Source organism: Virgibacillus sp. W0181 (genome assembly GCF_051846915.1).
Lineage (GTDB): Bacteria > Bacillota > Bacilli > Bacillales > Amphibacillaceae > JBPYCR01.
This window is the reverse complement of record NZ_JBPYCR010000006.1, coordinates 22,508-35,949: the sequence shown is the minus strand read 5'-3', so window position 1 is coordinate 35,949 and position 13,442 is coordinate 22,508. Positions and strand designations below refer to the sequence as shown.

The following is a 13,442-nucleotide window of genomic DNA, read 5'->3' as shown; positions in this document are numbered from 1 at the left end:
AAAGGAGAATGTCGTTATGAGTAAAATTATTGGAATTGACTTAGGTACAACAAATTCATGCGTTTCTGTAATGGAAGGTGGAGAAGCTGTTGTAATTCCGAACCCGGAAGGAAATCGAACATCCCCTTCTGTTGTTGCATTTAAAAATGGAGAACGCCAAGTTGGTGAAGTAGCAAAAAGACAGGCAATTACAAACCCGGATACAATCCAATCAGTTAAGCGTCATATGGGTACAGAATATAAAGTGACGATTGATGGAAAAGAATACACACCTCAAGAAGTGTCCGCAATTATTCTTCAGCATATTAAATCATATGCAGAGGATTACATCGGCGAAAAAGTAGAAAAAGCAGTTATTACAGTACCTGCATATTTTAATGATGCAGAGCGTCAAGCAACAAGAGACGCTGGTATTATAGCTGGTTTAGAAGTAGAGCGTATCATTAATGAGCCTACTGCAGCTGCTTTGGCTTATGGTATTGATAAAGAAGATCAGGACCAGACAATACTTGTTTACGACTTGGGTGGCGGAACATTTGATGTTTCTATTCTTGATATTGGTGATGGAACATTCGAAGTTATTTCAACTGCCGGTGATAACCGCTTAGGTGGGGATGACTTTGACGAAGTGGTCATTGATTATATGGTGCAGGAATTTAGAAAAGAAAACGGAATTGACTTATCCAAGGATAAAATGGCTACACAGCGTTTAAAAGACGCGGCTGAAAAAGCCAAAAAGGATTTATCCGGTGTTTCTCAAACACAGATTTCTTTGCCGTTTATTACTGCAGGTGATGCAGGACCATTACACATGGAAATGACCTTAACTCGAGCAAAGTTTGAAGAATTAAGTTCTGATCTTGTAGAACGTACAATGACGCCTGTACGCAAAGCTCTTTCTGACGCTGATCTTTCAGCTAGTGAAATCGATAAGGTTATTCTCGTTGGTGGATCCACACGTATTCCAGCTGTACAGGAAGCAATCAAAAAGGAAACAGGTAAGGATCCTTCTAAAGGAGTTAATCCTGATGAAGTAGTAGCGCTAGGTGCAGCAATTCAAGGCGGTGTACTACAAGGGGATGTAAAAGACGTATTATTGCTTGATGTTACGCCACTTTCGTTAGGTATCGAAACAATGGGTGGAGTTACAACGAAGTTAATAGAACGTAATACAACAATCCCGACAAGTGAATCTCAAGTATTTTCAACGGCTGCCGATAATCAGACAGCTGTGGATATTCATGTATTGCAAGGGGAGCGTGAAATGGCCGCTGATAACAAAACGCTCGGTCGTTTCCAATTGACGGATATTCCACCTGCACCACGTGGAGTCCCACAAATAGAAGTGTCTTTTGATATCGATGCTAACGGTATTGTAAATGTTCGTGCAAAAGATTTAGGCACAAACAAAGAGCAATCCATAACTATTAAATCATCATCCGGTCTTTCCGATGACGAGATTGACAGTATGGTTAAAGATGCAGAAGAAAATGCAGAGGCCGATAAAAAGCGTCGCGAAGAAATTGATTTGCGAAATGAGGCAGACCAGCTAATATTTACAACAGATAAAACAATAAAGGATTTGGAAGACAAGGTTTCCGATGACGAAAAGAAACAAGCTGAAGATGCGAAAGAAGCATTGAAAGAAGCGATCGAATCGGACGATATGGAAGAAATTAAGGCGAAAAAAGAAGCTTTAGAAGAGCAAGTACAACAATTATCTGTTAAACTTTACGAGCAAATGGCTCAAGAGTCTCAAGCAGAACAGGGCGGAGAAGCTTCCGGTGAAGCAGAAGATGTCGTTGACGCAGATTACAAAGAAGTAAATGAAGACGATAATCAATCTGAAGACAACAAAAAAGATGAAGAAAAATAAAGAATAAATTGATAAAGTCAAAGTCGGGATTTTCTTGGCTTTGACTTTTTTCTGATATTTAATCAGCTTTATAATCTTCGTTAAGGGCCGTTTGCGTTTCATGCGGGAAAAATGATAAGATTAAACTTATGCAATCAGAGTGTGTTGGGAGAGTGATGAAAACGTGAGTAAAAGAGACTATTACGATGTCCTTGGTATAAATAAAAATTCATCAAAAGAAGAAATTAGAAAAGCATATAGAAAATTGGCAAGGAAATATCATCCGGATGTAAATAAAGAAGCTGATGCAGAAGAAAAATTTAAAGAAGCTAAAGAAGCTTACGAAGTGCTTGGAAACGAACAGAAACGTGCTCAATATGATCAGTTTGGGCACGCTGCAACAGACGGTCAAGGCTTCGGTGCTGGTGCTTCAGACTTTTCCGGATTTGGCGATATTTTCGATATGTTCTTCGGTGGGGGACAGCGCCAGGATCCTAATGCTCCACGACAAGGAGCTGATTTACAATATACCATGGTGCTGGATTTTGAAGAGGCCATCTTTGGAAAAGAAGCGGAAGTCAGCATACCAAAAGAAGAAGATTGTGATACGTGTAACGGTTCAGGAGCAAAACCAGGCACAAAACCAAAAACGTGCTCTTACTGTAAAGGTACAGGGCAATTAAACACGGAGCAAAATACACCATTCGGAAGAGTTGTAAACCGAAGAGTCTGTCATCATTGTCAAGGTAGCGGTAAAATCATACCGGAAAAATGTTCTACATGTGGTGGTTCCGGAAAAGTTAAAAAGCATACAAAAGTAAAAATATCGATTCCTGCGGGGATTGATGAAGGGCAGCAAATTCGGGTTTCTGGACGAGGCGATGCCGGAATTAATGGTGGTCCACCAGGAGATTTGTTTGTTGTTATCCAAATTAAAAGCCATGATTTCTTTGTACGGGAAGGCGACAATATATATTGTGAACTCCCTGTCACATTTACGCAAGCAGCCCTTGGTGATGAAATAGAAGTTCCTACCGTACATGGCAAAGTATCGATAAAAGTACCTGCTGGGACACAAACAGGAAGAACATTCCGTTTGAAAGGAAAAGGTGTACCTAATGTTCGTGGATACGGACATGGTGATCAGCACATTCAAATTAGAGTCGTGACTCCTACGAAATTAACGAGCAGACAAAAAGAACTTTTGTCGGAGTTTAACGAAATCAGTGAAAATGACCCAGTTGTTGAACAGGATGATTCCATTTTTCAACGTTTTAAAAAAGCGTTTAAAGGTGATTATTAAAGTATCTTCATTTATCGGCTGCTTTAGATTGTTGCATAAAGAAAAACCTACTTCTCACAACTATATTACGAGAATCTAAATAATAATAGAGGAAGTGGCATTATTGAAATGGGTAGAAGTTAATATTCATACTACAAATGAAGCAATTGAACCCATTTCCAATTTATTAAATGAAGTGGGAGCAAATGGCACGATCACTGAGGATCCAGCTGACTTAACAAAAGAAAAATCCTATTTTTTTGGGGAAATGTATGATCTTGATCCGAATGATTATCCTAAAGAAGGTGTATTGATCAAAGCTTACTTTCATGACAATGATCTGCTTCAATTTAAATTAACAAAAATAAAGCAGTATATGACAGAGTTGGAGCAGATTGGTTTTCAGCTCAGACCAAAAACAATTACGATAAACAAGGTTGAAGAAAGTGATTGGGAAAATGAGTGGAAAAAATATTACAAGCCAGTCAAAATTACAGACAACATAACGATTGTTCCTACGTGGGAACAATACACACCGGCATCTAATGAAGAAAAAGTTATTGAGCTTGATCCGGGTATGGCTTTTGGAACAGGAACACATCCGACAACAATATTAAGTGCGCAAGCTCTCGAAAAGTATGTTCACAAAACCAATCTCGTTTTGGATGTCGGTTGCGGTTCAGGTATATTAAGCATTGTTGCTGCAGCTCTGGGAGCCGGACAGGTCTATGCATACGATCTCGATGAAGTTGCTGTCAGCAGTACGAGGATCAATGCGGATCTTAATTTTGTCAAAGATAAAATAATTTCCGAACAAAATGATTTGCTAAAGGGTATCGAAAAACAAGCTGATGTGATTGTTTCAAATATTTTAGCGGAAATTATTATGAAATTTACAGACGATGCATGGAATAACTTAAAGGCCGGGGGTTTATTTATTACTTCTGGTATTATATCTAGCAAACAACAAGATGTAAAAACACAATTGGAAAAAAGCGGCTTTCACATCATTGAAAAAAATGAATTAAATGGCTGGATTTCCTTTATTGCAAAAAAGTGAAGTAGGTGCATGGAAGTGCAACGGTATTTTATAAGTGATGAACATTGGCAAGATCAAACAGTCTATTTGACAGGTGATAACGCTCATCATGTGATGCGGGTAATGAGGAACGAGCCGGGGGATCGCATTATCTGTAATCATCCTGAAGGGGAAGCGGCAGTGTGTGAAATCGTTTCACTTGATAAGCAAACGATTCAAACAGCTATTTTAGAATGGCTGAAGGAATCCGCTGAGTTACCGGTAAAAGTAACAATTGCTCAAGGAATGCCTAAAGGAGATAAAATAGAACTGGTGCTCCAAAAAGGGACAGAACTTGGTGCTGGTGGTTTTATCCCATTTAAAACTGAGCGTACAGTTGTAAGCTGGGATGCAAAAAAAATAGAAAAAAAAATGCAGCGCTTTTCAAAAATAGTAAAAGAAGCAAGTGAACAAAGCCATCGTAATGTTGTGCCTTTTATTAAAAATCCCATGACATTGTTCGAACTAATTGAGGAAAGCAAAGACTATCATTTGAAAATAGTTGCTTATGAGGGTGAAGCAAAGACTTCTGAAAGCCATTTGCTAGCATCTGAACTCCAAAAGCTGGAATCGAATCATACGGTATTTGCATGCATTGGTCCGGAAGGCGGCTTTTCTGCAAAAGAAATAGCAGTTTTGAAATCTAACGGCTTTGTAGCTGTGAGGCTCGGTCCGCGAATACTGCGTACAGAAACAGCAGCGCTTTATTTATTATCGAGTATTTCATACCATTTTGAAGAAATGAGGTGTTAAGATGCCTAAAGTAGCTTTTCATACATTGGGGTGTAAAGTAAATCATTATGAAACAGAAGGTATTTGGCAAATGTTTATGGAAAACGGGTATGATCGCGTAGATTTTGATCGTCAGTCGGATGTTTATGTCATTAATACGTGTACAGTTACAAATACGGGAGATAAAAAGAGTCGCCAAGTTATTCGGCGGGCGGTTCGAAAAAATCCGGAAGCAATTGTTTGTGTCACAGGATGTTACGCCCAAACTTCTCCTGGTGAAATTATGGAGATACCTGGAGTTGATGTTGTCGTTGGTACGCAAAATCGCAAAAAAATGATCGAATATATTGAAGAACATCAAAAAACAAGAGAACCAATAAATGGTGTGACCAATATTATGAAAAATCGTGTATTTGAAGAAATGGATGTTCCTGAATTCACCGATCGAACAAGAGCTTCACTTAAAATACAGGAAGGATGCAACAATTTTTGCACGTTCTGCATCATTCCTTGGTCTCGTGGTTTACTAAGATCCAGAGAACCAGAGAATGTATTAAAACAAGCGCAACAGCTTGTTGATGCAGGCTACAAGGAAATCGTTCTTACCGGTATTCATACAGCAGGTTATGGTGAAGATATGGCAGACTATAATTTTGCTAGGCTGCTTCGGGATTTGGAAACGAAAGTAAAAGGATTGAAACGAATCCGAATCTCCTCCATTGAGGCAAGCCAAATAACAGATGAAGTAATCAATGTACTAGATAAATCGGAAAAAATTGTCCGTCATTTACATATTCCGTTGCAATCTGGATCAGATACCGTGTTAGACAGAATGAGACGAAAGTACACAAGTGCGTTTTATAAGCAAAAGATTGATAAAATCAAACGCGCTCTTCCCAGACTGGCAATAACTTCGGACGTTATTGTTGGTTTTCCCGGCGAGACGGATAAAGAATTCATGGAGACGTATAATTTTGTAAAAGAAATAGGTTATTCAGAGTTACACGTTTTTCCTTTTTCACGTCGAACGGGTACGCCTGCTGCAAGAATGAGTGATCAAGTGGACGAAACAGTGAAAAATGATCGAGTACAACGACTGATAGAACTTTCTGATCAATTGGCAAAAGTATACGCATCAACTTTTGATAAAGAAGTGCTGGAGGTTATACCTGAAGAGCAATCTGAAAAAAATTCCAATTTATTAATCGGCTATTCGGATAACTATTTAAAAATACAATTCCCGGGAACAACTGATTTAATTGGTAAAATTGTTAAAGTAAAATTAACTGAGCCCGGTTATCCGCTAAATGAAGGCACGTTCGTACGTGTAATGGATCCCTCCTCAGACATTCCTGTCACCAGTTTGTAGGAAGTATTTTCAAATTAATTTGTTGACCTTACACAGCGGTTATATTATAATTTTAATAGGCATTTCTTTAATCTAATGCCAACAGAATCTTGTGTTATACTCCGGAGGGAGGGAAACTAGTATGTCAAAAACAACTCGCATTCGCAAAAATGAGTCTCTTGAAGATGCTCTTCGTCGCTTTAAACGCAGTGTATCGAAAAGCGGTACTTTATCCGAATATCGTAAGCGTGAATACTATGAAAAACCAAGTGTACGACGCAAAAAGAAATCGGAAGCTGCACGAAAGCGTAAATAATAAAGAAGGTGCAAAGCATGACGGTTGCAGAACGTTTAAATGAAGATATGAAACAAGCAATGAGAGATAAAAATAAGGAAAAACTTAGTGTCATTCGAATGATAAAAGCTTCCCTGCAAAACGAATTAATTCGTACCGGTGAAGCTGAGTTATCCGAGGACGAAGAACTCTCCATTCTATCACGCGAGTTAAAGCAAAGAAAAGATTCTCTCCAGGAATTTGAATCAGCCGGACGTGATGATCTTGCACAAAAGCTTGAATTTGAAATCTCAATTGTCCAGCAATATTTGCCTAAGCAGTTAACAAGTGAAGAACTTGAACAAATAATCAAACAAACCATTACGGAAGTTAATGCTACTTCCAAAAAAGATATGGGAAGAGTAATGAGCGCGATTATGCCAAAGGTAAAAGGCAGGGCAGACGGTTCTTTAATCAATAAAATCGTACAGAAACATTTAAACTAATCCTTGAAGGTTCTTGCCGGCTTGTGCAAGAACCTTTTTAAGTAGGTCAGAAAGTATAAAATTTTGTGCATAGCTGTCTAGCTTAATCGCCCAGCCCCTCGAGGTCTTAAGCAATAACTCTTCGTGGCAATAACCGCCACTACGATTTCTAGCTTAAGCTTATTGGAGCTGACCAGGGCGCTTGCGCTTTTCTTAAAAGGTAAGAAAGTATAAGTTTTTGCGCATAGCTGTCTAGCTTAATCGCCCAGAAACTAGGCGACTTCCCGCAGCGCCTTACGATAAAGAAGACTTGCCGATTGGCTTTAGACAGAGGCTTTGTCGCCCTTATGCCCTTGGGTGAAAGTTATCATCGATTCGCACAGGTAAAGGAGGGCCAACTAAATACGCCCTTTGCGGGCAACGTTGGCATACCCCTTTTGCAGGGGCATGATTCCTTTATCTCAGTTGCTTCGGTCCAGTCGCTACGTTTCTAAGTGGGGCGCTTGCGCTTTTCTTAAGTTCAAGCTCTTTTACACCGAAAATGGGTTGAATGGTGATATCGCTTTATGTTTATGCTATCATTAAATTATTGCATCAAATCTACTGCTGCCTGGATAGAGGTGAATTATGATGTCCGGATTGAGAAATCGATGTTACATATTGATAGCCTTTTCATTACTTCTGTTAACTAGCCACGCTTCATTAAGCTTTGCTGAAGAGAAAAGTGATACGGGCGGGGAAGATAAGCTAGTATATATCATACCAATTGAAAATGAAGTAGAAAGAGGACTCGAAGCATTTCTACAGCGAACGACTGAAGAAGCAGAAGCTGCCGGAGCGAACCATATTATTTTTGAAATTGATACACCTGGCGGTAGAGTGGATTCTGCCGGACAAATTGGCAAATTAATGCAAAACTTGGATATACCAACAACATCTTACATCGTAAATGAAGCCTTGTCAGCTGGATCGTATTTAGCTTTAAATACGGATAATATCTATATGAGTCCACAAGCTACAATGGGAGCCAGTGGAGTTATTACACAAGATGGTACCGCTGCCGATAAAAAGGCACAGTCTGCTTGGATAGCTTCAATGAAGGGCGCTGCTGAATCGAAAGGACGTGATCCGGAATATGCAATAGCGATGGCAGATGCAGATAAAAATTTGCCAGAATATGGTGCACCAAAAGGTGAATTTTTAACATTAAGCCCGCAAGATGCAGTAGAAGTAAAGTATGCGAAAGGAATCGTCAATAATCGTGTCGAACTATTGTATGAATTGGGTCTATCCAATGCAACAATTGTTGAAACCGAAACAACACTAGCGGAAGAAGTTGCCCGCTTTGTAACAAGTCCGATCGTCATTCCAATTCTTTTGTCTGTTGCAAGTCTCGGGTTGATTGTCGAACTGTATTCCCCCGGTTTTGGTGTAGCTGGAACAATGGGCTTAATTTCTTTAGTATTGTTTTTTTATGGTCATATCATTGCAGGGCTTGCAGGAATGGAAGCGATTATTTTATTGGTACTTGGCATCATACTGATCATCTTGGAGTTTTTCGTGCCTGGAGGAATTATTGGCATCATTGGTGTCGGTGCTGTAATCGGATCTTTATTTTTATCCGGTTACGACCTTGGTCATATGTCAATGAGTATTGCTATTGCATTTATAGTGGCGATTATTGCGGCGGTAATTCTTTTCAAGTCAATCGGCTTGGAAAAAGGTATCTTCAGGCATATTATTTTAAGGGATCGAACTACTTCTGACCTGGGGTATGTATCTTCTATAGCGAGAACCGAGTTAATTGGTAAAACCGGAGTTGCAGTAACTCCATTAAGGCCCGCTGGTATTGCTGTTTTTGAAAACGAACGGCTTGATGTAGTAACAGAAGGTAACTTTATCGATGTGAATAAGAAAGTAAAAGTTGTAAAAACGGAAGGTATGAGAGTAGTTGTTAGAGAAATATAAAAATAAGTTGTATCAGGAGGAAAAAATATGGAATTAGATATCTTACCCATAATCATTATAGCAATTATCTTAATTGCACTAGCAGTTTTATTTACCTTTGTACCTGTTATGCTGTGGATTAGTGCACTTGCGGCAGGTGTAAAGGTTGGATTGTTTACATTAGTCGGGATGCGTCTTCGTCGAGTCATTCCATCAAGAGTCATTAACCCGTTAATCAAGGCTTATAAAGCAGGTCTTGATGTGAACACGAACCAATTAGAGAGTCACTACTTAGCTGGAGGAAATGTGGACCGAGTTGTTAATGCTCTAATAGCTGCCCATCGAGCTAATATCGACCTGCCGTTCGAACGTGGAGCAGCAATTGATCTTGCTGGCCGTAACGTACTTGAGGCTGTGCAAATGAGTGTTAACCCAAAAGTGATTGAAACACCTTTTATTGCGGGTATAGCAATGGACGGGATAGAAGTGAAAGCTTTGGCACGGATTACAGTGAGAGCGAATATTGATCGCCTCGTAGGTGGTGCAGGTGAAGAAACAGTTATTGCACGTGTAGGTGAAGGTGTTGTAAGTACGATCGGTAGTTCAAAAACACATAAGCAAGTGTTGGAAGACCCGGATTCAATTTCGCATACAGTACTGGCGAAAGGTCTTGATTCCGGTACTGCTTTTGAAATATTGTCGATTGATATAGCGGATGTTGATATTGGGAAAAACATCGGTGCTATTTTACAAACGGATCAAGCACAAGCCGATAAAAACATTGCCCAGGCAAAAGCGGAAGAGCGACGGGCAATGGCTGTTGCACAAGAACAAGAAATGTCCGCTCGAGTTGAAGAAATGCGTGCCTACGTAGTGGAAGCAGAGGCAGAGGTGCCAAAAGCATTGGCAGAGGCATTGCGTTCTGGAAATATGGGTGTGATGGACTATATGAACTATAAAAATATCGATGCAGATACAGATATGCGCGATACAATCGGGAAGATGACCGATAAAGATCACGACAATGAAAACGGTGAAAATTAATTGATGTTAAGATTTAGGATTAGGAGGGATTAAATGGAGGAGTTATTTCAGTTTATTACAAGCAACTTCATTATGTTTGTCATCATTATTGGTGGACTAATTAGCTTGTTTAGAAATAAACAGACAGGCGAACAACAAAGTAAACAAAGACCTTCAAATATCCCGGAAACAAGATCGCAAACACAATCTAAACAAGAAGAAGTTCGTGATAACTGGCAACTTGACGAACGGATGCAGGAATCGATTGAAACAATGACCTCCGAAGAGCAAAGAGAAAAGCAATTAGAGCGTCTTAAATCTCAAGTCAATGCAAACAGTCATATGAATCGTCAACGGAGCAACAACGCATCCAAAGATGTGCAAGACAATCACAAATCTTTTCAGCCACTCCCTGAATCAACTGATAGAAGATTATCTGACAGTAAGCAAGACGATCACTTTAAGAAAAAAATTAAAGGACAGTTGAACAGAGGCGGTTTATTGGAAAGTATTGTTATGGCAGAAGTGCTCGGTAGTCCCCGATCACTAAAACCATATCGCTCAAAAATATACGACAGACAATCCTTTTAAGATGAAGATAAGCTATACTGCTTATAAAATTGAACCATCCATTTGCAGCAAATGACTGCATTTGGATGGTTTTTTAATGTTTAATCAGATATAACTCTAGCTTTTCATACAAATGATGATGTTGGTGTGCTCCTCACTATATCAACCTTAGAGCTAACCGAATAAATGGTTATAATCTTCTTCTGAATTTACCATCCAAATTCCATATTGTTTAAATCCGATGCTTCTTTCCATTTCAAGTTCTTATATTTTCCATTTGTTCATAAATATATTTGTGAGAGGGGGATGCGTAAGTGAAGAAATGGCGATATCGATTACATCCCATATTAACAAAATATTTCGCTCTTCCATCAGATGTTGTTTTGGAACTACCAAGAATAACTTTAATTGGTCAACTCCATTTATATATCGAAAATCATCAAGGACTAATCGTTTATAGTGATTCAGAATTAAAGCTAAGAACACATGATGGTTTTGTACAAATAACCGGTCATGCTTTTATTATAAAAATGATGCTTCCCGAAGAAATACTATTAGAAGGTAACATAAAAGAAGTGAAATTTATACAACGATAGTCTACCGGGGGAAGAGGGGGAAATGATGAAACATATACAAGGAAAAAAGATAACAGGTTATGTAACGATCCTCGTTAGCGGTAAAAATCCTGAACAATTCTTTCAACTCTTAATTAACCAAGGAATTCCAGTGTGGGACGTCCAAAAAACAGCAAGGGCAAAATGTAAAGGAAAGATAGCTTTAAAACATGTATCGGCACTTAAATCGACGAGGAGAAAAACAAACTATAAAATATCGTTTATCGACAAGAAAGGATTACCATTTATACTTAAAAATTATATGAAAAGGAAAGAAGTTTTATTTGCTATACTAGCTTCTGTTTTACTCTTAGTCTTTCTTTCTAATATTATATGGGATGTAAGAATTACCGGTGTAACGAAAGATGTTGAGGAGAAAATTAGTAAACAATTGAACGAATATGGAATTCATCGTGGTTCAACGATGAATTCCATGGATTCCTCCAGTGCCATTCAGCAACAGCTTTTAAAAGATGTTCCGGATTTATTATGGATTGGTGTTCACAAAAAAGGTACAACCTTATTTTTGGAAGGTGTGGAAAAAGAGATTGTAGATAAGAGAGAAATACATTCTCCAAGAAATTTGGTTGCTGCCAAAAATGGTGTTATTAACAAAATGTATATTGTAAACGGACAAGCTAAAGTAAACGTTAACGATTATGTGGAACGCGGAGATTTATTAGTGTCAGGAGAAATTGATACACTTAGCAGTGATGATGAAGATGAGAAAGATAAAAAGGAAATCGTAGCTGCTGAAGGTGAAGTAATGGCAAATACATGGTATGAGGTACAAGTTTCCGCACCTTTAACAACGAGCGAGGAACAATTGACCGGTAATTATAAAACAAAAAAAATGATTCGAATGAAAAATTTAAAAATTCCATATTGGGGGTTTGGACGACCGGAATATAAACATATATATCAGGAAACTTCGGAAACACCAGTATATTTTCTTAAATGGAAGTTACCCCTTTACCTTGTAGAAACAACGTATCATGAAAAGATTTATAAGAAAATGAAGCGTACGAAAGAAGAAGCAATCAAAACAGCAATTATTCAAGCAAAAAACGAATTACAGCTCCAGATTGGCCCTGAAGCTCAATTTTTGTCTGAAAAAGTTTTGCATGAAGCCATCGAGAATGGTAAAGTTAAGGTAAAGTTGTATATAAGTGTTTTAGAAAATATTGTACAAGAAGAAAAAATAAGTCACCACAATAATGAAAAAGAATAAATTGTTGTCACACCATATGCAAGGAGAGTCAATATGCCCGCAAACCTTCATCAAGTTGAATTACAAATTAATAATCCTAGTGATGCATTCGCATTATTTGGGAATAACGATAAATTTTTAAAACAAATGGAAGATCAATTAAAGGTGAACATTGTAACACGAGGAGAAAATGTACTTGTATCCGGTAATCAAGAGGATAGGGAATTAGTTAGAGTCATTCTTCATGCATTATTGACTGTCATAGAAAAAGGAATTGTAATATCCGAACAGGATGTATTATATGCTATCGAATTAGCCAAAAATGGGAAAATAAATCAGTTTGAAACACTTTTCGAAGACGAAATCACAAAAAACGTTAAAGGCAAACCAATCCGTGTTAAAACTTTAGGTCAAAAAAAGTATGTAGGTGCAATAAAGCTGCATGACCTTGTTTTTGGTATTGGCCCTGCAGGAACCGGAAAAACCTATTTAGCAGTTGTACTTGCTGTTCGCGCTCTGAAAAATGGACACGCAAAAAAAATCGTACTAACCCGGCCGGCGGTGGAAGCAGGAGAGAGTCTAGGGTTCTTGCCCGGTGATTTAAAAGAGAAGGTTGATCCTTATTTAAGACCTTTATACGATGCTTTGCATGACGTTTTAGGTGTTGAACAGTCGGCTCGGTTAATAGAAAAAGAAATTATTGAAATCGCACCGCTTGCTTATATGCGTGGCCGAACACTGGACGATGCATTCGTTATTCTGGATGAAGCACAAAACACAACTCCCGAACAAATGAAAATGTTTTTAACTAGACTTGGTTTTGGATCAAAAATGGTTGTTACAGGCGATGTAACACAAATTGATCTACCAAAAGGGGTTACTTCGGGATTGCGGATTGCTGACAAATTATTGGCAAACGTACAAGGTATCTCGTTTGTGCACCTGGAACAGACAGATGTAGTAAGACATCCATTAGTTCAGCGTATTATTGATGCCTATGAAAAAGCTTGACTGTAAAAACGTT

At 38.5% G+C, this 13,442-nt stretch carries 13 protein-coding genes; all 13 read left to right on the top strand.

The window, feature by feature from the left end:
• Positions 1–16: 16 nt before the first annotated feature.
• The 13 genes from dnaK (at position 17) to ACLIBG_RS03945 (ending at position 13,429) form a co-directional block, all read left to right on the top strand.
• Positions 17–1,876 (top strand): molecular chaperone DnaK, encoded by a 1,860-nt coding sequence (dnaK, locus tag ACLIBG_RS04005; protein ID WP_439311431.1) that lies wholly within the window; start codon positions 17–19, stop codon positions 1,874–1,876.
• A gap of 163 nt (positions 1,877–2,039) precedes the next feature.
• A complete protein-coding gene (dnaJ, locus tag ACLIBG_RS04000) occupies positions 2,040–3,158 on the top strand; it encodes a molecular chaperone DnaJ (RefSeq protein ID WP_439311430.1) in 1,119 nt (372 codons plus the stop codon).
• A gap of 103 nt (positions 3,159–3,261) precedes the next feature.
• Complete coding sequence (gene prmA / locus ACLIBG_RS03995; RefSeq protein WP_439311429.1) at positions 3,262–4,197, top strand: 50S ribosomal protein L11 methyltransferase; 936 nt, start codon at positions 3,262–3,264, stop codon at positions 4,195–4,197.
• A gap of 9 nt (positions 4,198–4,206) precedes the next feature.
• Positions 4,207–4,968, top strand: a complete 762-nt coding sequence (locus ACLIBG_RS03990) for a 16S rRNA (uracil(1498)-N(3))-methyltransferase (RefSeq protein WP_439311428.1) — start codon at positions 4,207–4,209, stop codon at positions 4,966–4,968.
• A gap of 1 nt (position 4,969) precedes the next feature.
• Positions 4,970–6,316 (top strand): tRNA (N(6)-L-threonylcarbamoyladenosine(37)-C(2))-methylthiotransferase MtaB, encoded by a 1,347-nt coding sequence (mtaB, locus tag ACLIBG_RS03985; RefSeq protein WP_439311427.1) that lies wholly within the window; start codon positions 4,970–4,972, stop codon positions 6,314–6,316.
• Positions 6,317–6,437: 121 nt separating this feature from the next.
• Entirely contained in the window at positions 6,438–6,611 is a 174-nt protein-coding gene (gene rpsU / locus ACLIBG_RS03980) for a 30S ribosomal protein S21 (protein ID WP_439311426.1), read from the top strand.
• Between the two features lie 17 nt (positions 6,612–6,628).
• On the top strand, positions 6,629–7,075 hold the full coding sequence (locus tag ACLIBG_RS03975) for a GatB/YqeY domain-containing protein (RefSeq protein WP_439311425.1): 447 nt from the start codon (positions 6,629–6,631) through the stop codon (positions 7,073–7,075).
• 609 nt (positions 7,076–7,684) lie between these two features.
• Positions 7,685–9,022: an NfeD family protein gene (locus ACLIBG_RS03970; RefSeq protein WP_439311424.1), complete on the top strand. Its 1,338-nt coding sequence runs from the start codon at positions 7,685–7,687 to the stop codon at positions 9,020–9,022.
• 27 nt (positions 9,023–9,049) lie between these two features.
• Entirely contained in the window at positions 9,050–10,045 is a 996-nt protein-coding gene (floA, locus tag ACLIBG_RS03965) for a flotillin-like protein FloA (RefSeq protein ID WP_439311423.1), read from the top strand.
• Between the two features lie 33 nt (positions 10,046–10,078).
• On the top strand, positions 10,079–10,615 hold the full coding sequence (locus ACLIBG_RS03960) for a hypothetical protein (RefSeq protein WP_439311422.1): 537 nt from the start codon (positions 10,079–10,081) through the stop codon (positions 10,613–10,615).
• A 293-nt stretch (positions 10,616–10,908) separates the two neighbouring features.
• On the top strand, positions 10,909–11,190 hold the full coding sequence (yqfC, locus tag ACLIBG_RS03955) for a sporulation protein YqfC (protein ID WP_439311421.1): 282 nt from the start codon (positions 10,909–10,911) through the stop codon (positions 11,188–11,190).
• Positions 11,191–11,215: 25 nt separating this feature from the next.
• Positions 11,216–12,439 carry a sporulation protein YqfD gene (gene yqfD, locus ACLIBG_RS03950; RefSeq protein WP_439311420.1) on the top strand — a complete coding sequence of 408 codons (1,224 nt, stop codon included), beginning with the start codon at positions 11,216–11,218 and terminating at the stop codon, positions 12,437–12,439.
• A 33-nt stretch (positions 12,440–12,472) separates the two neighbouring features.
• A complete protein-coding gene (locus ACLIBG_RS03945) occupies positions 12,473–13,429 on the top strand; it encodes a PhoH family protein (RefSeq protein WP_439311419.1) in 957 nt (318 codons plus the stop codon).
• Positions 13,430–13,442: the final 13 nt, after the last annotated feature.